27 protein-coding genes and 1 tRNA gene are annotated in these 23386 nt (G+C 35.4%); 4 read left to right on the plus strand and 24 right to left on the minus strand.

The genetic code is table 11. From position 1 onward, the window contains the following. Window positions 1-97: 97 nt before the first annotated feature. The 8 genes from G8O30_RS07730 to comGA form a co-directional block, all read right to left on the minus strand. Window positions 98-274 (minus strand): YqzE family protein, encoded by a 177-nt coding sequence (locus G8O30_RS07730; RefSeq protein ID WP_239674392.1) that lies wholly within the window; start codon window positions 272-274, stop codon window positions 98-100. A 103-nt stretch (window positions 275-377) separates the two neighbouring features. Continuing rightward, complete coding sequence (locus G8O30_RS07735; protein WP_239674393.1) at window positions 378-890, minus strand: shikimate kinase; 513 nt, start codon at window positions 888-890, stop codon at window positions 378-380. Window positions 891-895: 5 nt separating this feature from the next. Beyond that, window positions 896-1213 (minus strand): hypothetical protein, encoded by a 318-nt coding sequence (locus G8O30_RS07740; protein ID WP_239674394.1) that lies wholly within the window; start codon window positions 1211-1213, stop codon window positions 896-898. 17 nt (window positions 1214-1230) lie between these two features. Further along, a complete protein-coding gene (comGF, locus tag G8O30_RS07745) occupies window positions 1231-1740 on the minus strand; it encodes a competence type IV pilus minor pilin ComGF (protein WP_239674395.1) in 510 nt (169 codons plus the stop codon). Window positions 1741-1931: 191 nt separating this feature from the next. Then, window positions 1932-2378 carry a competence type IV pilus minor pilin ComGD gene (gene comGD, locus G8O30_RS07750; RefSeq protein ID WP_275576534.1) on the minus strand — a complete coding sequence of 149 codons (447 nt, stop codon included), beginning with the start codon at window positions 2376-2378 and terminating at the stop codon, window positions 1932-1934. Beyond that, the gene (gene comGC, locus G8O30_RS07755) at window positions 2359-2679 is read right to left on the minus strand and encodes a competence type IV pilus major pilin ComGC (RefSeq protein ID WP_239674397.1); all 321 of its coding nucleotides are present in this window, start codon (window positions 2677-2679) and stop codon (window positions 2359-2361) included. The genes comGD and comGC overlap by 20 nt, the downstream gene beginning before the upstream one ends. Window positions 2680-2685: 6 nt before the next feature. Further along, a complete protein-coding gene (locus G8O30_RS07760; protein ID WP_239674398.1) occupies window positions 2686-3702 on the minus strand; it encodes a type II secretion system F family protein in 1017 nt (338 codons plus the stop codon). Next, window positions 3692-4714: a competence type IV pilus ATPase ComGA gene (gene comGA, locus G8O30_RS07765; protein WP_239674399.1), complete on the minus strand. Its 1023-nt coding sequence runs from the start codon at window positions 4712-4714 to the stop codon at window positions 3692-3694. The genes G8O30_RS07760 and comGA overlap by 11 nt, the downstream gene beginning before the upstream one ends. Window positions 4715-4820: 106 nt before the next feature. Between comGA and G8O30_RS07770 the strand changes: the two genes are divergently transcribed. Beyond that, a tRNA-Gln gene (locus G8O30_RS07770) sits at window positions 4821-4892 on the plus strand. Window positions 4893-5394: 502 nt separating this feature from the next. Here G8O30_RS07770 and G8O30_RS07775 read toward each other — a convergent pair. Continuing rightward, window positions 5395-5769, minus strand: coding sequence for a Spx/MgsR family RNA polymerase-binding regulatory protein (locus G8O30_RS07775; protein ID WP_239674400.1), 375 nt, complete (start codon window positions 5767-5769; stop codon window positions 5395-5397). A gap of 248 nt (window positions 5770-6017) precedes the next feature. Between G8O30_RS07775 and G8O30_RS07780 the strand changes: the two genes are divergently transcribed. Continuing rightward, window positions 6018-6260 carry a DUF2626 domain-containing protein gene (locus G8O30_RS07780; RefSeq protein WP_239674401.1) on the plus strand — a complete coding sequence of 81 codons (243 nt, stop codon included), beginning with the start codon at window positions 6018-6020 and terminating at the stop codon, window positions 6258-6260. 118 nt (window positions 6261-6378) lie between these two features. Here G8O30_RS07780 and G8O30_RS07785 read toward each other — a convergent pair whose 3' ends face one another. Next, window positions 6379-7011 (minus strand): MBL fold metallo-hydrolase, encoded by a 633-nt coding sequence (locus tag G8O30_RS07785; RefSeq protein WP_239674402.1) that lies wholly within the window; start codon window positions 7009-7011, stop codon window positions 6379-6381. 218 nt (window positions 7012-7229) lie between these two features. Between G8O30_RS07785 and G8O30_RS07790 the strand changes: the two genes are divergently transcribed. Then, entirely contained in the window at window positions 7230-7403 is a 174-nt protein-coding gene (locus G8O30_RS07790) for a DUF2759 domain-containing protein (protein WP_239674403.1), read from the plus strand. A 36-nt stretch (window positions 7404-7439) separates the two neighbouring features. Here the strand turns inward: G8O30_RS07790 and G8O30_RS07795 are convergent, their stop codons facing one another. The 8 genes from G8O30_RS07795 to G8O30_RS07830 form a co-directional block, all read right to left on the minus strand. Further along, complete coding sequence (locus G8O30_RS07795; protein ID WP_239674404.1) at window positions 7440-7751, minus strand: MTH1187 family thiamine-binding protein; 312 nt, start codon at window positions 7749-7751, stop codon at window positions 7440-7442. 6 nt (window positions 7752-7757) lie between these two features. Next, the gene (locus G8O30_RS07800) at window positions 7758-8489 is read right to left on the minus strand and encodes a YqgU-like beta propeller domain-containing protein (protein WP_338040679.1); all 732 of its coding nucleotides are present in this window, start codon (window positions 8487-8489) and stop codon (window positions 7758-7760) included. After that, the gene (locus tag G8O30_RS07805; RefSeq protein ID WP_239674406.1) at window positions 8486-8845 is read right to left on the minus strand and encodes a hypothetical protein; all 360 of its coding nucleotides are present in this window, start codon (window positions 8843-8845) and stop codon (window positions 8486-8488) included. The genes G8O30_RS07800 and G8O30_RS07805 overlap by 4 nt, the downstream gene beginning before the upstream one ends. Window positions 8846-9148: 303 nt before the next feature. Beyond that, the gene (locus G8O30_RS07810) at window positions 9149-10336 is read right to left on the minus strand and encodes a M14 family metallopeptidase (protein WP_239674407.1); all 1188 of its coding nucleotides are present in this window, start codon (window positions 10334-10336) and stop codon (window positions 9149-9151) included. 122 nt (window positions 10337-10458) lie between these two features. Further along, a complete protein-coding gene (locus G8O30_RS07815; protein WP_239674408.1) occupies window positions 10459-12369 on the minus strand; it encodes an LTA synthase family protein in 1911 nt (636 codons plus the stop codon). A gap of 492 nt (window positions 12370-12861) precedes the next feature. Next, a complete protein-coding gene (locus tag G8O30_RS07820; RefSeq protein ID WP_239674409.1) occupies window positions 12862-13833 on the minus strand; it encodes an ROK family glucokinase in 972 nt (323 codons plus the stop codon). A 9-nt stretch (window positions 13834-13842) separates the two neighbouring features. Continuing rightward, entirely contained in the window at window positions 13843-14037 is a 195-nt protein-coding gene (locus G8O30_RS07825) for a YqgQ family protein (protein ID WP_239674410.1), read from the minus strand. Window positions 14038-14491: 454 nt separating this feature from the next. After that, the gene (locus G8O30_RS07830) at window positions 14492-15958 is read right to left on the minus strand and encodes a spore germination protein (RefSeq protein WP_239674411.1); all 1467 of its coding nucleotides are present in this window, start codon (window positions 15956-15958) and stop codon (window positions 14492-14494) included. 133 nt (window positions 15959-16091) lie between these two features. On the opposite strand from G8O30_RS07830, the gene G8O30_RS07835 reads away from it, so the two are divergent. After that, window positions 16092-16928 carry a hypothetical protein gene (locus G8O30_RS07835; RefSeq protein ID WP_239674412.1) on the plus strand — a complete coding sequence of 279 codons (837 nt, stop codon included), beginning with the start codon at window positions 16092-16094 and terminating at the stop codon, window positions 16926-16928. Here the strand turns inward: G8O30_RS07835 and G8O30_RS07840 are convergent. From G8O30_RS07840 to G8O30_RS07865, 6 genes are all read right to left on the minus strand, one after another. After that, on the minus strand, window positions 16918-18060 hold the full coding sequence (locus G8O30_RS07840) for a rhomboid family intramembrane serine protease (RefSeq protein WP_239674413.1): 1143 nt from the start codon (window positions 18058-18060) through the stop codon (window positions 16918-16920). The genes G8O30_RS07835 and G8O30_RS07840 overlap by 11 nt on opposite strands. 349 nt (window positions 18061-18409) lie before the next feature. Further along, window positions 18410-18958, minus strand: coding sequence for a 5-formyltetrahydrofolate cyclo-ligase (locus G8O30_RS07845; RefSeq protein ID WP_239674414.1), 549 nt, complete (start codon window positions 18956-18958; stop codon window positions 18410-18412). Window positions 18959-19099: 141 nt separating this feature from the next. Then, complete coding sequence (locus tag G8O30_RS07850) at window positions 19100-19669, minus strand: hypothetical protein (RefSeq protein ID WP_239674415.1); 570 nt, start codon at window positions 19667-19669, stop codon at window positions 19100-19102. After that, entirely contained in the window at window positions 19659-20513 is an 855-nt protein-coding gene (locus G8O30_RS07855; RefSeq protein WP_239674416.1) for a nucleotidyltransferase family protein, read from the minus strand. Before G8O30_RS07855 ends, G8O30_RS07850 begins: the two co-directional genes overlap by 11 nt. Continuing rightward, window positions 20510-22450 carry a glycosyltransferase family 4 protein gene (locus G8O30_RS07860; RefSeq protein WP_239674417.1) on the minus strand — a complete coding sequence of 647 codons (1941 nt, stop codon included), beginning with the start codon at window positions 22448-22450 and terminating at the stop codon, window positions 20510-20512. The genes G8O30_RS07855 and G8O30_RS07860 overlap by 4 nt, the downstream gene beginning before the upstream one ends. Further along, window positions 22443-23126 carry a DUF4912 domain-containing protein gene (locus G8O30_RS07865; RefSeq protein WP_239674418.1) on the minus strand — a complete coding sequence of 228 codons (684 nt, stop codon included), beginning with the start codon at window positions 23124-23126 and terminating at the stop codon, window positions 22443-22445. The genes G8O30_RS07860 and G8O30_RS07865 overlap by 8 nt, the downstream gene beginning before the upstream one ends. Window positions 23127-23386: the final 260 nt, after the last annotated feature.

The raw sequence follows: 23386 nt of genomic DNA on the forward strand, positions 1-23386 counted from the left end.
AAAAGCAATCCACATCACGAGGCTAACGATGAGTTGTTAATGGTCACGTAACAAAAAAGGCTAAAGCGATTTCTTACTTCGCTTTAGCCTCTTATTTTCACTTCTTCTTTACCAATAGCATAATAGCCTGTGGAATTACTCCAAACCACCTAGTCATAAATGGACTTTTCTGCTGTTTTTTATTTAATCGAACTTGCTTGCGCTCATGAATTGGCTGATTGTAGTGTTTTACAAATTGTTGCGTAATAAATTTTATATAATCGTTAAGAGACATACTGCTCTCCTCCTTATCCATTATTAGGTTATCCAGAAGGAGAATCCTTTAAACATTTTTGAATTTTATAAACATAGTATATTTCATAAAAAAACCTAATACGTCAGACAGCTCCATTCAAACCTATAAATTTTGATTCTACTCTCTGCATTGTTTCTTCTAGCGATAGTTTCGTAGTATCAATTATGGTATTAGAACACTCTTCATACCAAGGTAATCGTCTTATATATAATTGAATTAATTCTACTCTACTTCTAGTATTGGCATTTGGTCTTGAAGCAGCGTCTCCTAACCTTTCACGCCAAACAGAAGGGTGGGCTTGAAGAAAGTAAACATTTGGATGTTTCCGCAACACTTCTCTACATTTCTCTGTTTCGATAATTCCACCACCAGTTGTGATGACCTCCGCATGTTCTAATGCGAAACATAACGCCTCAAATTCCTTTTGGCGGAAGAACGTTTCTCCTTTTTTTGCAAAAATATCAGGGATCTTCATTCCGACTGTATCTTCAATCCATTCATCTGTATCAATCCACTTCTTTCCACACTTTTCAGCAAATTCTCTTCCAACTGTACTCTTACCAGCCGCCATAAAACCTATAAATACAATAGACATCTCATCTACTCCTTAATTCCAACCAATAATTGTTGTCCTTTAGTATATAAGGAATACGGATTGTTGTCATTTTCTATATATACCTGCATTTGCGCATCATGTTTGTTACGCACTACATCTACCCTGATTTTTTTGCCTCTTATCATATACGTATACTCTCCAGAGTCTAGATTTATGCAATTATATGCAGCAATTATTGCTCTTGATGTTGCCAGTCTAGCGTCCTCAAAGGAATTACGTATTTGACTTATCTGATGGAATTGTAAACCGATAAATAAAGCATATATCCATAGGATACTAATTGTAATTAAAGTTAGAATCATAGCATAGCCATTTTGCATCAATCTACACCTCTAACAACTATTGACTTATAAAATGTAAGGGAATAAGACACTTCTAGTTCAATGGAACCTTGAGTTCTATTAACAATCATTCCATTTATGCCGAGCAATACTGGTTCATGACCTTTATCATTTACTCTTCTACGAATTACATTTCCATACTTTTCATATTTAATTTTATCGCCGTTTTTCATTGTCATGATTAATTGATTATTTAAGGTATCGATATGAAGTGCTCTCCTAGATTCATCTACTAAATAATGTTGAAACATTTCCCATTCTAAGTAACTTTGATTATATAACTCCTCCCCCTTTTGGATGTTCCATTGAAGACAGATTGTTGTAAGTAGGATAATAAACGTAAATAGCATCAAAGAAAGTAATGATTCAAGGAGCGTAAATCCTTTCTGACTCCAAACAATTCGATAATTGATTTGTTCGCACACACGCTTTTTTAATTTCGCCATTGTTTGCTGTTGAAATTGAAATGGTATAGCGGGTTTCTCCATCTATTCTAAACTCCTTATAAGTACCATCCCTTACAAAACGCTCTATTTCTTCCTCTAGAATTCGGTTCATAGATATAAACTTCATTTCTAGTAATAAACTTTCTTGAATGGCTTGATTTATAGGGAAAAAGGACAAAATCATTCCACTTGTTAATGAAAATGCTAGTAAGTGTTCTAGCAATGTTACTCCATTACTGTTTAACAATTTCAAACCGACCTTTCCCTATAAAAACTTGTAATTTATAAATCTCTTCGTTCGTTTTTATTAGCATGCTCCCTAGCGTATTGGAGGATCCATTAGAATAGAAAACAATTCTTTGTATAGTTTGAGGCTTAAATTGGAATAACTCTGAATAGTCTCTCGCTATTGTTCTTTTCCCTTGAATAATGACATCATATTGTCCTGTGTTTGCCGCAAAATCAACCACCACATAAACTCGTTTTGTTATAGCTTGTACCTGAGCGTAATGAATATCTGAAGCTAGCTTGTCTAGTGCTAACTCTGTGTGATATGCCTTAATAACCATTGATGGTTTAAAAGCCATAAAAGGTATAACACATATGACAATTATCGTAAGAACCAATAAGATTTCAATTAAGGTAAACCCACCATCTTTCTTATAATTCGCTGGCTGCATCAACTGTTACTTGACCAGTTTCTTGTATTGATATACTTCTACCATCGGGACACTTTAGTTCCTCCCCTTGAATAAATCCCACTTCCTTTAAGTTAGACACTGCAGGGATTACTTCATACTTCATTTTATACGACTGCACTTGACTCTCCACTACACGAATGTAAGCGTCACATCCTTTGCTTTCTACAGCTTGCCTTTGATTGAAGATATTTGGAATTGTGATAGCTAATATAACTGTGATAACCAACATAACAATCATCATTTCAATTAACGTAAAAGCTTTTTGATTTAAATTCATCATAACCTCCTAAATTTGTTGCATCATAGCTAATAACGGCAGAATAAGAGATAAATATAACAATATGATACAAATAGCAATCAACGTAAAAAACATTGGCTGTATCCATTTAAGCGATGATTGTATCCTTTCTTGCAATCGGTACAGTTGGTCTTTGGAGTAAGTCGATAAATCACGACCAATGGTCCCACTCTTTTCACCCGATTCAACTACTTTCACTAAATTATCACTAATAAACGGAAGATCACTAACAGATTGTCCCAACGTATACCCATGTTTTAGTTTTCTGCTTAATCTTATTGAATACACCCTTAACACTGGATGTAAGGATTGATGTTCCAAAACTGACAACCATTCAATATGCGTAAATCCAGAGCGAATAAAAAAACTCCACTCTCTTGTTAGTTGGTGCTCTAATAAAGGTGTTAGAAAATAATTAATCATTGGAAATTTTTCAAGTGAGGAAAGGTACGGTAAAGGATTACTTACTCGATTAACTTTCAGGAGAACAAGGATAATAAGAATTGGGAGTAATAAAAGACACCAAAGAAAAATTGGAATGATAAAAAGAACTGTTTCTAAAAGTGGCTGCACTACAGAAGATGAGCTTTCTGGCTGCAGTAAATGAAAAAAAGGATGAATAAACACTTTCATTCCATACAGTAGACATTGAAAGAAAAGTAATAACAGGATTGGATATTTTAAAGTGTTCTTCATTTGTTTCATGTACAAATTCTTCTCTATGAGAGAGTGGTAAATCATAGTTAATGCTTCTTTCATATGACCATGTGTTTCTGCACAATATACTTGCCAACATACATCTTTAGAAAAACCACAAGACTTTAAAATGGAGGATAAGGCAATACCTTCTTTCAAGCCATTTTTAACTTCTAGCAACCAATCCCAGCTAGGATAGAGTGTTTCCATATACTGCACTGCCTCTAGTTCCGTGTAACCAGTTTCACGTAGACTACTAAATAGTCGAAAGAATTCAGGCTGTTTTATAGAAATTTTATTATTCTTCATATGTCCAACGTAAATATTCTTCTTTACTGATAAATCCTTTTGTTAAAGCATTGGTTAATTGATGTGGAAGGGTTAACAACTCTTTAGCGTTTCCTGAAACTAAATACTCTTGTAGGTTCTTATCAGACAAAATTTCATAGAGAATCGTCTTTTCCTTCGAATATTTTATACTTGAACCATTTGTAGTTACTAATCTTTGTGCAGTAATTCCAATGACGGCTTGTTCAATTTCTAAAGGTTTAATGCCAAATTCTTTTAACCTAGTAATAGCACTTTTGGTGTTTTTGGCATGCAATGTCGACAAAACTAGATGACCAGATAAACCCGCTCTTACAGCTATCATTGCTGTATCACGATCTCTAATTTCACCAAGCATTATCACATCTGGATCATGACGTAAAATTGCTTTAAGACCAGTGGAATAAGTTATACCAGCAGCTTCATTGACCTGTACTTGTACAAATCGCTCATCTCTTTTTTCAACTGGATCTTCTATGGTAATAATATGTCTATTCAGTTCTTCCACACAATAACGCATCATACTATACATGGTTGTCGTTTTGCCACTTCCTGTAGGACCAGTTAGCAGGATCAGTCCATTCGATGTTGACATTAATTTTTTTAATATGGTTAGGGACTCTGGAAAAATAGATAAGTTGTCTACATGAAGTACATCGTCAGAGGATAAAATTCGTATGACTAGACTTTCTGTTCCTAGGGTTAAAGGGAGAGTTGAAACACGTAGAGAAGTATTCAAATCGCTAAATTGGATTGCACCACTTTGAGGTATCCTTCTTTCACTAACATCCAAAGCTGAGATAAATTTTAAATGGTTTACCATTCTTTCTGCTACATCAATTGGTATCTCTTCATCAAATAATAGTTCATTGGTTTTCCTATATTGGAGGAGGTAGGAGGATTTACGAGGACAAATGTGTACATCTGTTACTCTCAATGCAATTGCTTGTTGAATGATTTGATTAACTTTACCTTCAATTGAAATGTTGCTCAATTTTTCAACTCCTTTCATTTGGCTAACTACTTTATTCGACATAAAAACAAAAAATCCTCTTTTTAACGTATATTATTTTTGATTTGATTTATACTATTACTGTTAATGGGCTATAGCCAAGCGGTAAGGCAACGGACTTTGACTCCGTCATGCGTTGGTTCGAATCCAGCTAGCCCAGTATGTTACAAAGGAGTATAGGAAAAAAACACTCAAAAGGTACATTCAAAGACGAATGTACCTTTTATCATGACTTTTTTAGAAGGTTAATACTACATTAACGCAGGATTTGTGCCCACAGTAAAAAACCTTTGGGATTGTAGCGGAAGGGGGCGACTCCTACGGGAAAGGTGGGTTACTGAGACCCCACAGGAGCATGAACTACCGCGACGAGGAGCGATGTCTAGCTCCTGGTGCGCAGATGCTCGGCAAACTCAGATGGCCCTGTGGTGGCTGAAGAGCTGCCTCCTCGGTCCCTCCAAGTTTGCTGCCGCATCTAAACGCGCGCCTTCCGCTTTTCAATACAGCAACCCGCCCCGTGGAAAGCGTCCCCCCTGTAGCGGAAATCCCTGTGCAGTCACTCTTAATTCGATCCATCGTTTATTTCAATTAAATAAGGTATTAAATACAAAAAAGCTCTTCTAAAACTAAGTACAGTTTTAGAAGAGCAGTATGTTTATCTGTTAAATCGCTAATGAATTCTTTTTATTAGTTAAACTGCGTAACCCTTCTGGATTATAACCTACTACAAGCTTCTTACCATCACATAGAATCGGACGACGCAAAAGTTTTGGCTCTTTCACTAATAATTCAATTACTTCGGATAGTGGCATTGTATCCACATCTAAGTTCAAACTTTTAAATGTCTGACTTCTAGTTGCGAGGATTTCATCTAAGCCTTCTGTTGTTAGTGAGAGGATCTCACGAATTTCTTCAGCAGTTGGAGTTTCACGGAATAGATGACGTTCCTTATACGAAACACCGTTTTGCGTTAACCATTTTTTTGTTTTTCTGCAAGAAGTACAGCTTGGGTACGTATAGAAAATCAATTCATTCATGTTTTTCCCCTCCATATTGTTTTTAACTTACTCATATTGTATACCTAATGTATAACTTTTGTACAGTTATTTAGCGTAAAAATAATTTATTTTTAGGTTAGAGTTGTACATAATTTGTACATATTTATCTCGAATTAAGCATATATGAAGCATCCTAAGGTTATCTATCCAAAAAAGGTGTTATTTACATTTGGATGCGTTTTCCTATATAATATTTATGAGTTAATGTGGACAAAGGAGGGACATCTATGGATCGCATGTATCGAATGCTTGGATTTTGGACAGCAATTTTTGCGGTTATGTTTTATTTAGGGGATATGTATGTACCTGCGCTTCTATTCTTAGGGCAAACAGGATTTTTCATCTTACTGGGGTATTTAAAACTATCAGAAAGAATGTATATCTACATATTCGGGGCATACTTAACAACATTTTTTGTTGGATTTACGTACTATACAACGTTTATTATGGTGCCTGGAGTAGGTCATTAATATCAACAATTGATGAACTTACATATAAAAAGAGGTGGGGGTTACCCCTACCTCTTTTTGTTTGCAGTTAAATGGATTGCTTGGTGCACTAAATGTATACAACAATTGTACAGGTATTCTAGAATCCATTTAAGTACGGATTCTCCTCCATTTCCCATCCAATAGTTGTTTCATTCCCATGTCCGGAAAGTACCACTGTATCTTCAGGTAATGTTAGTAGTTTTGTATGTATAGATTTCATGAGTACGTCCATTGATCCACCGTATAGATCTGTTCTACCAATTCCTTGTTGGAATAAAGTATCTCCAGCAATAACTATTCCTAGCTCTTTACAGTAAAAAGAAACACTTCCTGGTGAATGGCCAGGTGTATGAAGCACGTTTAATGTTATTCCTTCTAGCTCCATCACTTGTTCTTTCGTTAGAATATTTGACGGGCCATCCTTACACACTATTTTACCTAATCCAAACCGCTCTGACCCATTTAAACTTGCATCCGTTAACCAATTTTTCTCTTTCTCATGAAGGTATACAGGACAATTAAATCTTTCTCTGACTATATCAACAGCACCTATATGATCAAAATGGGCATGAGTTAACAATATTGCAGCTACTGTTAACCCTTGTTGTTCAAAATGTTTTACTAATCTTGCTCCTTCTTCTCCTGGATCAAATAGGAGAACGCTTTGATCTTTTTCAATCCAATAACAATTTGTTTGTAAGGGTCCAAGAGGTACTCGGTTCCACTTCATGACCTTCACTCCTTTTTCTTTTCTACTTTTACTTTACCACAAATAGAATATTGAAAGCCTTTTCTGAAATAACCTCGACAAATAATACAAAACCATATAAAATATAGATGATACATATGGTAAAGTTAGTTAAATATTGCTCTTTTTGAGTATAGGCAGGTCAACGGAATCTAAGATCCGCCAAAATATTGCTAACTCGAAACAGAGGGGGTTTAAACATGGGATTTGCCATAATTACAGCTCTTGTGACAATTCTTGCACTATTTGGTTCTTTTAGTGCGCTGAAAAACAAGAACTTAATGGGAATTGTTTTCGGTTTAGGTACTCTAGGGGTATTTGGTTGGTTTACAATTATGACAGTTATTAATCACGGTTATCCTGGAGGACATTAAAAAATCGCCAATAATGGCGATTTTTTTTTATCCAAGTTAGTCTAAGTGCTTTTGAACAGCCTCTATTTTCTGTGCCATTTTTCTAGATTTATCACGTCTATCATCAATTCTAATGTTTGTCGCAACTCTATCTAATCCTTTAGCAAATGGTGCTTCATGTATTTCTTGTACGACTTGCAAGACAACAGCAAGATCTCCTTCTATCAGTGTGCTCATAGGTGTTAATTCAAAATTAATAAGACCCTCTTCTTTTTTCTTGTTTAATATCTTTTGAATGTCTGCAACATATTTGCTAACACTAGGTGAATCGGTTCCAATAGGAATAACGGTTACATCGACAATAGCCAAATCTCTTCACTCCTGTTCTTCTATTAGAGAGAAACGTTCTCTTATCTTTATCGAAAACCCAATAGGTTCATCTCCACCTATTATACAAAAATCCCCTCTTGTCTGACAGCTTAAAGGCTTTGACCAATCTTGAAAGTCTAATTCAATTGGATCTTGATTTTTCTCTGAAACTAAAAATAACTTAAATCCATTTCTATAAGCATCAGCATCTGCTTGTGCTAGTGGAGCCCAAAATAACAGGCTGTTATCAGTGGTAAGCGTATAATCACTTAAAAAATAGTCGCCGTATTGTGCTAGGGCTGGAATTGTTGCATAAAATTCTCTTTCCATTTTGTCATTATATACAGAGTAAGTTAACGTTTCTTTCTTTTCTTCATTAAGAGTAATCACTACCCATTTATCTCCATGAAAAGAAAAAGAATAAACATCTTCCACTAAAACTTTATTCTCCCGATTGATTATATTTGTTTCTACTAAATCAGCTAGATAGGATGTTTCATTCTCCCATAATTGTTGTACAATAGACGTTTCATTTATCAAGAAAAAAAACGGCTCTACACCTTCAATTTCTTTCCAATCCTCATTTACATAAACAAATGACTGATAACTCCAATCTTCCTTAAATGCCGTAACGGCTAATAACAAATTACCAGATAAATCTGTGGCATTAATATCTATTTCCGTAGAAGGAACACTATTCGAAAATATGGTATGTAAATCATTGTTTAAAATGGTTATTTCAGCTTCATACGTTGAGGGGACTCTACGATTACATAACGCTCACTTTGCTCATAATAGTTTACTGATTGTATGAACGAATCTGTTTGATATATTTGTCTCGTTTCTTCTGTTTGAGCATTGTATTCTGTAATAATTGTATTACTACCCGTTGTGGTAACTAATAGATTATCATTCTTACCCCAACTAATGAAATTCAATTGATGACTTTCCTGTAATTTAAATGGGTTCCAAATTGGATTCTCTAGTTCTTTTTGGTCTTCACTTGGCAAAGTAGGTTGCACAGAAATTTCATCAGAATCACAACTAACTAAAATTCCGACTAAAATAATCAATAACACGGTGAGTTTTCTCATGTTCCCCCTCCTTTCTCTCTCTTATATGACGTAACATATCACGATTTGTTTCAATTGTGTAACAAATAAATAACAATTATTTACTTTTGAGCCTAAAGTCCTATATGGTAATTTCATAAAATGTCTAAATCAAGATAACTCCCCTCATAAGTGACAGACACCATTAAGGGAATTCATCTAAGGACAAGCCACATTACGACGTGGCTAACGATGAATTTTTACTATTAACGTAACAAAAAAAGCGAACACAAAATTTCCATAAAAATTCTGCATACGCTCCCATATCTAAAACTTTGACTAATGTTACTTATATAACGTGACTAAAAACACCCCCAACATTTCTTCGTAGATCTGTTCAAATTGGGATAACGGTAGAGGGTTGATGCCTCTTCCTAGCTCCATTGTGAAGCCTGCTTGTTGAAATTCTTGTATAAACCAGTCTTTATACCCCGCATAGCTATCTACATACTGCACACTTCTGTAACCACTCACTCTTTCAAAGTCTTTCGCTAACTCTTGTGACTCTTCTGGTTCTAATCCTTCATACCCCCAATAAAACTCTTTTCCTTGGGTATGTAGTGCCAGCATTCTTTGGAAAGGCTTTTCATTTGCTAAATCAGCCATCACTTTAGCTTCTGGCTCGGACAAAGGAGACGGACCTGGATAATCCCTAGGTGCAGGCTCTTTAAAAGGTTTTCGGTCTCTTTCTATTTCCCACTTAGCAGGATACTGATTGTTTAAGTCAACTCCTCTTATATTTGCTTTCCATCCTGTAAAATCATTACTACCATTATTAATTGCAAGTATTTCTTCTTTCTTGTTCTGTGGAGGTCCCTTAATGACTAAGTCAACACCATCTGGATTGACCATAGGAATAAAAGACACTTTATTCTTTGTAAAAAGAGGCTTTACATCTATCCCTCTGATTGCGGATTGATTAGTTAATGCTAATAAGTAATCATTTAAAAATCTCATCAATACCGGAGTGGTAATCCATTCGTTGGCATGGAAGGATGCATTTATTTGAATTAACCGCTCTCCAGTTCCCACAATGATTTCTTCAATGGGCTTACCCTCCACGCTTCGACCTATGACTTTTCTATCGATAAAGGGATAAATCGTTTCTAAACGATCCAAATCTCTATCCAATATGGCAGAATCATAGGCTCGATCGGAAGTAACCACTCGTGAAATTACTTTTATCGGGACAATAATTCTTTGACCAATTTGTAGCATGTTTGGAGAAACATCTTGGTTAAGAATCAAGATCCCATCAAGTGGGACGTTTCTCCTGTTTGCAATGGAATAAAACGTATCTCCAGCTCGAACAACATAATTCTCCGAAACATACCCTGGAATCTTAATTCTCTGGCCAATTTGTAATGCTGTAGGATTAACATCCCTATTAGCTTCTAGAAGGATATTTATCGGAATAGCGAAGAGCTGACTGTAATACCATAGTGAATCACCTTTTCGAACTTTGACCTCCATAGAATCCCCTCCAATTTTCTCTCTTAAGACATTCTATGGAGTGGACAAATTTATCATGTATAAATAAAAAACGGTGCAATCTTTAAAAGATTGCACCGTTTCTTAAATTGTCCTAAATCAGTTTACTTCGTTTGGAATTGCTCATTTAGTTCTTCGTTATTGATAACCCCTTCTTCTCCGTAGAAACGAAGTAGATCACCATAAATAATCTTATCAGAGTACATTAGCTTTTCATCTGCACGAGGTTTTGTCGTTTCACAGCTTTCAGCATCCACTTCTTCACCAGTTTCACGATCATAGCATGCATTTCCAGCATACACATGTTCATCTGTAATGAAACGGCCGTCTCGAAGTACCACTAAGTCCTCACGATTTTCCGCTAATAGATCGGAACCAAATTGAATATCGCCTTGTGTATCCTTACCTAGTAGGTGAAGAATAGTTGGGCGTAAATCAACTTGCCCTCCAACGTGATCAAACGTTTTACCTTTTCCTTCATCTGTAACACCAGGAATGTGAATATACATAGGTACACGCTGTAGCTGAGTACTTACATATGGATCTACATCTTTTCCAAGGTATTGTTTCATAGCAGCGTTGTGGTTTTCTGAAATTCCATAGTGGTCACCATACATAACAATAATAGAATCTTCATATAAACCAGCATCTTTAAGATATTGGAACATATTCTTAACAGCTTCGTCCATATAACGAACTGTTTGGAAATAACGGTTCAAAGTACCTGAATTTGAATCATATTCTGGAATATACTTATCTTCTTCATCCAATACAAATGGGTGATGATTTGTAAGTGTAATTAACTTAGAAGCAAATGGTTTTGGCATTTCCTTCATATGTTCAACAGATTGTTTAAAGAATGGATCATCTTTCATACCCCAACCAACGGAGTTTTCTTCATTTACTTCATAGTCATTTAATTCATAAAAACAATCATAACCAAACGCATCATACATAATGTCACGGTTCCAGAAACTCTTATTATTTGCGTGCATTGTATTAGTAAAATAATTCATACCATTTAACTCTTTTGTTAAGGAGTTATACGTATTTCCTGAATGTGTAAAGAATACTGCACCACGGTCTGTTGGGAATAAGGAATTATCTAAGATAAATTCAGAATCAGAAGTCTTCCCTTGTGATGTTTGATGATAGAAATTCTCAAAGTACAAACTATCGTCAATGATGGAATTTAAGAATGGTGTTACTTCATGTCCATTCATTTCATTATTAATAACAAATGACTGTAATGATTCCAAAGAAATCATAATAACATTTCGACCTTCCGCCTTACCAAACCAATCTTTGTTAGGTTCACGGTAGTTTGAATCTATAGCATTTTCAAATTCCGCTAACTCACTTCCATCTGCTAGTGCACGTTGAGCAGAAGTTTTTGTTTGTAAATAAATATCATATAAATGATAGTTGTACGTACCGATATTCTTTACAAGCAATTCTCGGTCAAATGTACGTGTTAATAGTTGTGGTCTTTCAGTTTCTGCTAGTCCTACATTCGTAAAAAGTAAAGCTGCAGCAACTAGATAGAACACTGGACGATTAATAAAGCGGAAACCATTCCAATATAAGAATGAAGGCTTCCATTTAGCTAGTACTGCCAATAAAATAAAGTCTGCAAAATACAGAATATCTGCCAAATTTATTTCTTGTGCAGCAGAACCAGTTAAATCAGCAAAGTTACTTGTTTGAAATAATACTGGTAATGTTAAAAAGTCATTAAAGAAACGGTAATATGCAACGTTTGCATATAGAATAAATGACGTAACAAAAGCTGTTATCAGTACATATCTAATACGCGATTTTTCTTTCTTCATAAAGAAAGATAAGCCTAAAACGATCAGCAAGAATGGGAGTGGATTTAAAAATAAAATAAACTCTTGCATCGTGTTTTCAATAGTAATACTAAAACTTGTTTTATACACTACATACGTTTTTAACCAAAGTAAGACTGCTGCAATCAATGGGAAACTAATTTTAAATTTTTTATCGGATGTCATATATATACCTCCTCGCATCCATGTTTTGACAAATGAAGATATCAAAACAATCAATCCATATCTTAATACTTTTTTTACAATAAATCAATTATGAATTAAAACTTATTGGTTATACTAATACATTGCCGTCACATATGTATATGACGGTAACCAACGAAAAAAGTTTCAACATATTTTAAAACAGAACTATTTTCCTAGTAAAGTATCCAGTATACCTAAACCTTACTGCCTATATACAAATATTGTCTTTTTTATTCCTTCAAAAGTTTTTACCCACTTACATGATAAATAAAACCGTTTCTTCTCTAAAATTTTATTTACTAGCTCATAAACGGATTTAGTACTGGTTTTAAGAGCATGATTAAAATCTGCTTCTTTCTTCAAAAAAACTTTACGTACTTAATTATAAATGTTTCATGTGCATGTAAAAAAGTTCACTCATTATCAGTATGAGTGAACTTTCTTTGTATTATTTGTGGGATAATTGTCTAGTTACTTAAGCTTCGTCTTAACTAACCATGCGGAGCCAATAACACCGGCATCATTCCCTAATGTAGCAATGGAAAGATTAGTACTTGTAGCAACTGGCCCAAAAGCAAACTTCTTAAACTTCTCTGTAACAGAAGATAATAAAATGTCGCCAGCTTTCGACACTCCTCCGCCAATAACAATTTTTTCAGGATTTAATGCATTAGCTAAGTTAGCGGTTGCTAAACCTAAGTAAGTTGCTAATTGATCAACAACTTTACGTGCAACTGCATCTCCTTCACGTGCTTGATCAAAAACGTCTTTTGCACTAATGTCATTTCCTTGTTCCAACAAATCGCGTAAGTTTGACGGAGTATCTGTGGAGCTTAACTCATTTAACGCTAATCGTACTACACCTGTAGCAGAAGCAACGGTTTCAAGACACCCAGTTTTTCCACAATTACATGGTGCACCACCTTCTGGAATTACGGTAATATGCCCTATTTCACCAGCAGCACCTTTCGTACCATGAACTATATCGCCATTAGCAATAACTCCACCACCTACACCGGTTCCTAGAGTTACAGCAATAAGATCTTTAGCTCCATTACCAGCACCTTTCCACATTTCACCTAGTGCAGCAACGTTTGCGTCATTATCAATAACCGCTGGTAGACCAGTTTCTACTTCTAAGCGATCTTTTAGTGGATAGTTGTCTTCCCACCCTAAGTTCACTGCTGTATAGATAATTCCTTTATTCATGTCTACTGGACCTGGAGCTCCCATTCCAATACCTTTTAATTTTGTTTTTTCATGATCTAATTCTTCTAGCTTTTTATCAATTGCTTTTGCAATGTTTGTGACAATTTGACTTCCCTTATTTGATGTGTCCGTTGGTATTTCCCATTTATGTTGTATTTCACCATATGTATTTAAGAAAGCTAATTTTGTTGTAGTACCACCCAAGTCTACTCCAACTAACCATTGTTCATTCATTATTGTCACCTATCTTTTTAATTTTGATTGTTCTTGTCGTAAAAGTAATAACGCCATTTGAAAGTCTTGTCGTTCAAGAACTCCTGCATCATATAGATCTCTAATTTCCATTTCCATTAATTCAAGATCCGCCAAGCGATCTTTTGTATATATAATTGTGCCGAATCGCTTTAACAGTTGCTGGACATCATAAAACGTTTTCAAAACATCATCACTCTCCTATAACTCCATTTTGAGTATAGCGAATTGTTTGTCTTCAATCAACAATAAGTGAGGATAATTGGCCAGGTTAGTAACAAAAAAGAAAAGGATGGGACAAAATCTAAAAGGTACATTCTGTAAAACGAATGTACCTTTTAGATTTTGTGTTTAAACTTAAAACACTGCAGAATTTTGGCTTTTACAAAATAAATTGTTGGGATTGGAGCGGAAGGGGTCGACTCCTACGGGAAAGTGTAATGTCTAGCTTCAGGTGCGCAACCGCTCGGAAAAGTCCAAAAGCCCTCCGGTGGCTGAAGAGCTGCCTCCTCAGGCTTCCGATCTTTTCTGCCGCTGCTTAACGCGCGCCTTTCGCTTTTCGAAGTAGAAAGCGTCCCCCTACAGCGCAAATCCCTGTGCAGTCACTTTTTGTTTTGTCACAGTCTCTTCTACGTCATCATTAACGATCTGGATCCTTAGGGTGCAAGAATTTTGGCCTTCTGTTTTTTAATGGGATTGGCGAACGGACAAATACATCGAAGAATGCCCTTGCATTAAATGGGATAAATGGCCAAAAATATGGGATAGAAAACGAACGTAAACTAGATAACCATACCACTAGAAGTGTCGTCGCAATAATAAAGCCTATTTCATGGAACATTGCTGTTACGACTAAAAGCGCGAGTCGTATTAACCTTGTTGCTAAACTCATCTCATAACTCGGTGTCGCAAACGTACCTATGGCCGCGATAGAGAAGTATAAAATAACTTCGTTGATTAATATCCCTACTTCTACTGCTACTTGTCCAATCATTAAAGCAGCAACTAAACCAAGTGCAGTTGCCAAAGAAGAAGGGGTATGTATGGCGGCCATCCGCAGAACATCTAAACCAATCTCAATTAAAATGAATTGAACAATTAACGGGACGGGTCCGATCTCTTCTGGCCCAATGAATGATAGGCCTGCTGGGAGCAAGTTAGGTCTAACAGACATTAAATACCATAGTGGTAGAAGAAAAATGGAAGCAAAGACCGCTGCAAATCTTGCCATACGTAAATACGCACCAACTAACGGTTTATTTCTATATTCCTCTGCATGCTGTAAATGGTGCCAAAACGTTGTCGGTGTCATCATAATACTTGGGGAGCCATCTACTATAATACAAATGTGCCCTTCAAATAAATGAGCTGCAGCCGTATCTGGTCTCTCTGTATATCGAACCATGGGAAATGGGTTCCAATATCGCCCGGATATAAACTCTTCTAACGTTTTCTCCCCTAATGGAAGACCGTCCGTATCCACTGCCTCCAATGATTTTCTTACAGCTTCCACAAGGCTTGGATCTGCAATTTCTTCGTTATAACAAATAACTATATCTGTTTTAGATCTTCTACCAATTTGCATGTACACCATTCGTAAGGAACGATCCCGCACTCTTCTACGAATTAATGCTGTATTAAACACCAATGTTTCGACGAAGCCATCTCTAGATCCTCGAACTACTTTCTCCATATCTGGTTCTTGTGGTCCGCGAACAGGATAAGTCCTCGCGTCGATTAGTATTACCTTGTCAATCCCCTCTACAACTAAGGCGATTGGACCAGCTAAAACACTGTCCATTACTCCTTCAAGATCGTCTGAAGTTTCTACCTCAACGTAAGGGATATATTTTTTCAGTAATTTATCTAACGTATGATCTTCAATATCTTCTGCTTGAAGGTCAGATAGCCATTTCATAATAAACAGTAAAATATCATCTTTAGCAAATCCATCTACCATATACATAGCCATTTGCCTATCTGCATAATTTAAATCTAATTTTATGACATCAAAGCTTTTATCAACGGCTAATTTGGTATCTATGTAATCAATAGTATCTTTAATATGAGGAAACACTTTTTGCTTTTTATCTTTTTCACTTTTCAACCCACATACCTCCTTACCCTTGGTAATCTCCCACCATTCTTGACAACTTTTTTTCTAAACATACTTCTTTCGCTTCATATTTTTATGTTTTTGAATATAGATAATTTATAAGACAAGTGGACAAGGAGGACGTATGATGAAAAACAAATGGATGCCATCCATCATTTTTGGGTTAGTCATTATTATGGGATATTTTTTATGGAACCCATCCACCGAGGAGAGTATAACGTACTTTCCACCAAATCCGACATTAACCTTTAAGGATGCATCGACTACTTTAGTAGTAAAACCTAACGATAATTTAGATTACTTTACATTAGCTTACGAAAGTCAATCTGTTCTTCCAACAGAAGTATACTTAAGACAAGATATTGGTGTTGTTTACTTTAATGGCCTTTTACAAGTAGCTACTACCCAATGGAAGAGAAATGCGTCCACAATCAAATTATCTTCAAGTGTAAAAGAAACTACCGGCGGACTAGCTGAAGCATTTACATTTCATCATGGAGAAGAACATGATGGAGATGATGAAATTACTAGCGTACAAACTATTTCTTCAGCAGAAGTAGGAGTAGTCTTTAAGAAAGGAACTTCGCCAAAGGAAATTTCATTAAATGAGAATTCCCCTTTTTTAAAAGAAAAGAAGAACAGAGAGCAACAAATAGTTGATTCTTTTGATCGTGAAAAGGAACCAGTGGAAAACTATTTAATCCTTACTTTATCTGACATTTCTCGTAATGATTTTATTTTTCCAGGACAATCCGAAGTTCAAAGTAAGGCAACGTTAGGACGACTAATGGAAGGACTTTATAAAGAACTTTTCCTTCTTGCAACAAAAAAGAGTACAGCTTCTACTGAAGGCAGCACTCTTCCAATAATTTTATATGCAAAAGATTCATCTCACTTAAAAGTAATTTCAAAAAAACTAGATGGAACATGGATTGAATTAAGACAGAATATTACTCCATAGAAACACCAATAATCAAAAATAAAAAAAGAACGAAAACATAAGAAATAGTAAATAACATTGGCAGAAGAAGACCTTTTTTGTTAGGTATTTTGACGGTCCCAGACGCAAGAAATCCTGCTAATAAACCACCTAGATGTCCTGCATTGTCAATGCCCGGTAAAGTAAAGCCGATTGCAATATTAATGGCAATTACAAGCAGGACATTCATACCCATCGTCCGAAAAAATAATCTGGGTTTAGCGAGACCAAAATAAAGTAATGCTCCAAAAAGACCAAAAATTGCTCCACTAGCTCCAGCACTTATACCGTCTGTGAAAGCAAAACTTGCAGCAGTTCCTCCTACTCCAGCCAAAAGATAGATAAACAGAAAACGCCATTTTCCAAAAATTTGTTCTACAAGTGTACCTATAAAGTAAAGACCTAAACTATTCATTACTAAATGAAGGAATCCAATATGAAGAAAAACAGGTGTTACTAATCTCCACCATTCTCCTTGAATCATCATTTCATCTACCTTCACCCCGTATTGAATTAACGTAGGTATATTTGTACTTCCTCCCGACCGTTCAAGTACAAGAAACATAAAAATCTGCATAGCTAATAAAACATAGCTTACAAAAGGTTTGGTTCTTTGAAAGGTTTGAGCAATTTCTTTTTGTCCATATTGCAATGCAGCAAGTTTAATCGTCTGAACATCTACTTCATCGTATTCATCTGAAATTTGTAAAGCAGTATTTGGAAAGAATCTATTCCAGAGCAATTCTGTATCGTTTTTTGTCCATAAAGTGGTTTGTATAGATGTTTTTTTATATATTCTTTCCTTCTCCCAATCAAATCCGTCATCGACCGGTTCATAAGGAGAGAAATACATCATTTCTACATTAGCTTGTTTTCTTAGCCGTTTCGCTAAAATTTTATCAATGATTTGTATGCCTCTAACTAGATTTCTTTTTAACTCATTACTCCAATTGATATCTGTAGAAATTAGTCTATAATATGTAGGAATTTTATTTGAATGTTCTTCTAACCATACTTCTCTTTGGTCCTGACTAATTGTCACAAGAGAAGTGTTTTTCTGATGTAGAAGTTGATACACCACTCTCCACATCACATAATCTTCTCGAAACCCCAATGAAATCCCTCCTCTATATCACTATATACGAAAAGAGATGTTTTAGAAAAGAAATACAAATAGAGCTGTTAAAAGTTCAAACGAACTTTAACAGCTCTTTTGTTATTGTCTAAAAGCTGATTGCATAAATTTACTTCGGATACTTGGGATATCCATGAAGAATCTCACCGCATAGTTTCGCAACATCGGATTTCTCAGTACCGAATTTAATACGCGATATCTAGACTTATAGAAAAAATATACCGCAACTAATGAAATAATTAACGTAAACAGAGATTTCTCGTTCAACTCCATCACCCTTCCAATTTGTTATTAGTAGAATGCAACAAATTAGAAAAAATATGCTTTTCTATCTAGTCTTGTTTTCTATAAATAATTCCCTCACTGGAATATCATGATCTTCTACTGGGATAGATTCAACTAATTGTTCTTGAAATAGCAAAGAACAGGTATTTCCTTGGTAATTTGAGAGTAATCGGTCGTAAAAGCCACCACCAAATCCAATACGGTACCCTTCCTTTGTAAATGCAACACCTGGTACGACAATAGTTTCAATCTCTTCTAAATCTACTACATCACTATTTTTATTTGGTTCTAATATACCCATTACTCCTGGGGTTAGTTGATTTAGGGATGAAATTTGATGAAAAGCTAAACTGTTAGTAGATAAACATGTTTTTGGAACTACCACTTTTTTTTGATCTTCAATCATTGAATGAATCGCATTTATAGTAGATAACTCGGGAAACTTTGATACAGTAATAGCTATTGTTTCGGATTCTACATACATGGAACTATTAAAAAACAGTTCCCAAAGCTCTGATTCTATACAATCCCTATTTACTTTACCTTTAAGTTTTGAAAGGATTAATTTACGTATCTTTTTCTTCTCTTCCATTACCCCTAACTCCTTACTTATTACTTTTACAAAAAAGTATGCTTTTTTATTGATATGAAAAGGTTTCTCATTTTAATTGGAATCACAATACCTGTTGACGTAACAAAAAGCAATAGAGGGGACTCTATTGCTACATTAACACTATACTAACTGTCTTCTTAATTGCAATAATTTATCTTTACAATATTGCTCTTCTTCCGCTTGTATATGCACAAAAGGTAAATGAATACTTTGTAAGCCCTTTAATGTACATGTTAGATGAAAACAACTTACACTTGGCCCAACCATTAGAGGTTGATAATTCCATTGTTTTGTAGAGAACGTAAATTCTTTCATAATTGCTCTTTTCTCTGTCATATTAGGAGCAATTAATTCAAATACATTCATCACGCTTCCTTCGTGTCTCCATATGGATTGATTTAAAGGAGAAACAAAACTAAAACCATTCGTACCGAAGTGTAAAGAGATTACTACCTCTACATCTATAGGAATTCTAGATTGATTTTTCAGATGAAGTGTATGAGTAGTATAATGTTTATTTACTTGCTTCTCCCCTATCAAGTGCAACATATGATGTCGAGTCTTTTTGGAAAAGCACCTTGATTGCGGTAACCATTGCTGATCTTCACCAGTTCTCACCCACCAAGCAATTTCAGCTGATGAATCTTGATTACTAAGCGAATCTATAGAAGAAATGTATTCAGCTGCCATAAGGTTTTTCCTCCTCTCTATTTTCTTTTCGTAATTCCATTCTTCTCATTGAATGAACAACTTGTCTACGTATACCATTTACTACTGATGGGGTGTTAGGAGGGGAAAAAGGACTTTCATTACCATAAGAGAGTATTTGAAATTCTCCATTCAACACTTCTTTTTCAGCCAAAAGTAAATTTTCTTTTGTACCGATATCTCTCCAATAACCTGTAAAATCATATACATTCACGTTATATTGGTTGTGTTGTAACCAAGGTATAACATCTCTTGCGATATCAATAAATTGATTTTTCGGAAAATTAACAAGCCACCTAGGTGATACCACATACATACCACTATTAACTAAAACAGACTCATCTGTTTGCCATGTTTTCATTTTTTCATAAAAATCAATTAAATTTCCTTGTTGATCCGTTACACAAATCCCTACGTGTGGAGAAAAACATTGTTTAGATGCAGCGATTGTTATGTCATTTCCTTTATGACTTGTAATAAGGGGTGCTAGGTCCATGTTTGTTAAAACGTCTCCACTTATCACCAAAAAAGAGTCTTCTTCTTTTTCTGCTAACTTTCTGATAGAACCAAAAGTACCTTTTAATACGTTTTCGCAAACATATTCTATATTTACGCCATATTCTCGCCCATCTTTTAGGTATTGTTGAATCATTTCCCCTTTGTATCCAGTCAAAATAGTTAGCTCCGTAATTCCTTGACGTCTTAACCACTCAATTGTATATGCCAGAACTGGAACTCTATTTACCGGTAATAAAGGTTTTGGTAGGAAAGAGGTAAGGGGCTTAAGCCTCTCTCCTCTTCCACCAGCTAATATATATGCTTTCATCTTACCGTCTCTCTTACTTTATACTCGGTTAAACAATCTTCGTAACACGCTTTTGTTCTATTAGCATGTTGTTTCCATGAGAATAAAGACTTAGCCATTTTTTGACCGGCAAGACCAATCTCCTGTGCTTTAACTGGTTCATTCAATACCAATTTCATCTTATAAACAAGTTCTTTTACATTATTAGAAGTAAAGGAGAAACCAGTTTTCCCTTCCAATATTAGTCCTTTTAATCCTCCAACATTGGCAGCAATGACAGGGCATCCATAACTAAAAGCTTCTACCGCCACAAGTCCAAATGGTTCGTACGTACTTGGAATGACGACTGCTTTTGAATGACTAAGTAATACTGCTCTTTCTTCTTCTGTTACAAACCCAGGAAAGAAGATTTCATTTTGTAGATCCAAGTCATTTACAAGCTTTGTTAATTCTTTTTCTAATGGTCCTATTCCTGCTATTACTGCTCCTGTTGATATACCTTCCATCTTTAACTCATAAATAGCACGTATGACTGTTTCCAGTCCTTTCTCAGGAACAAACCTCGCTAAGCTTGAGAACATAGGTCTATTTTCAAATAACACATTTAGACGATGGTGACTTGGAGGTCTAACAGGCTCATCTTCCATACCATTTGGAATAATCATTAATTGGCTATCTGCCACTACACCTTTGTAACCGTCTAAAAGATCCTCTTTCAGTGAATGGTGGCACAAGATAACTTTTTGACTAGACTTCATTAATGCTTTCTCTTGTTCATAAATGAAAGATTGTACTTCATTGTGTATCCCTTTATTTCTACCAAACTCGGTAGAATGAATTGTCGTAATAAGTGGTATATCATGTTTGTATGAAATAGATTTACCTGATTCAGCAACTAACCAATCATGCGCATGAATTAATTGGAACGGTTTAATCTGGTGGGATCTGTTAACCGCCTTCGCCAAGGCTATATTCATGGATCCTACCCAATCTAGAAAATGAGCATCTTTTTCGTGTAATACATCCACTCTAACTACTTCTACTCCTTCTTCCATAAGAAGTGTCGGTTCCCCATCACGTTTAGGAGTAAAGACAGTCACTTGAAGGTTTTCATTAACTAAATTTTTAGCTAAGTGATATACGTGAGTAGAAAGGCCACCGATACAATTTGGTGGGTACTCCCATGCTAAGATCGCTACCCTCATTCTAGATGTATTCGATAGAGGTAAGCTTTGAATGGATTTAACCAGTGAATCCATCTCTTCCGTAATTTCAGATAATAGATTAGATGTTATCTGAGCTCCATTGCATCGCTCCATCATCCATTGCGTCATCCCGAATTCATAAGCTGATTTTTCTAAGTGAGACCAAAGGCGAACTGCTTCTAGATCTTTTTCGTTAATCAGAACTTCTCCATCATACATACCCTCATATGTCATATCGATGTGAAGCGTTGGTACGTTGTCTTCCTTTAAAGTTACGTTATACAAGTCACCTTGTTTTTTATAACCGACTAAAGTTAATCCTCTAATTGTCTTAACTTGATATACAGTATCTTCCTGATCATTTGCGATTTCAATTGCTGGAAGAGGAATATATGTTTTAGTAATACCCGACTGAATGAGCCATTTATCAATTCCAGCTGCATAAGAAGCATTTGGGAGCCAGCAATCTGTTATTTCCCTACCTGTTAGGGTAATCCACTTGCTCTTTAGTTGTTTTATCATACTAGTGATAATCTCTGGATAATGTATTAAGGTTAATGGTAGCTGTTGGTCAAAAGTTGGGATAAGCTGAATGCCATCGTTGTTTACTTTTTGCAATAAGGTTGTAAAACTACTATTCTCCTTCTTCGTTAATTCCTCTAACTCTCTTGGTGAAACGACTAAATGTGTGATCTCACCAAAATTTTCATTCAGGGGAATTGTTGAATACAACGCAATAACTTGCTTATTCATTTTTCTCACCTCGCTCTTCTTGGCCATAATATGTGTACGTACTTACATGTTCAATCCACTGTGGTTTTACCGTTTCAATTGCTTTACTCATAATTGCTTTTGTAACGAAATTTTGTTGATCCTTCGTCAAACGAGGAGCATGTATTGGTTGAGACTGATTTATAGGAAAGAATTTTCTCATCGGAGTTAAAATTCCTAATTGCAATAAATAACTATTTCCTCCTTTTAATCCTCTTACTACCCAAGAACCTTCTTCACCTTTTGCCGGTAAAAGAATATCTTGATAATAATGACTATTCCAACCATTGAATTCAATGGCTGTTATGTTATGAGCTCTTAAAACTAGTTGTAGCTCATCTACTTTTAGATCATACAAGTTTTTGATAATGTCTAACTCTAACTTTACGGATTCCCACATAACCATTACTGTCGAAGCATGAGTGAAGTGACAAACTAAACTGGTAGGAGCAAACTTCTTTTCTATTTTTACAACAGGGGTTTCTACTTGCTCTTCTAGTACAGTGGCTGCAACCTGTTCTTCCGCCTGCATTACTTCTAGTTCTTTCATGTACTTATTCCATCGATACTGTACTTTCCCTACTGTACTACCAATTTCATCAGCAATCTTTCTAAATGACATACCTTGTTCACGAAGTGCTAATATTTGTTCTATCATCTTGTCACCCCTATCAATATTCCGACATACCCATTGTCGATTTATATCCATATCGTACCATTGCAACCTGTCTCATCACAATAAACTGTTTTTGTCGTTTTTTGCTAACCTAGATGTATCAATGGTTCAATGGTCCAACTTTTTTTCTACTACTATTAGTAGTATGATAGAGTAAGGAAAATACCCAACAAGGCGACAAATTATCCATTCCTTCTTACATATAAAAGAGGAAGATTCGACAGCTCGCTGCGTTGAATATT

The sequence above is a fragment of the Mangrovibacillus cuniculi genome (genome assembly GCF_015482585.1).
Classification (GTDB): domain Bacteria; phylum Bacillota; class Bacilli; order Bacillales; family R1DC41; genus Mangrovibacillus; species Mangrovibacillus cuniculi.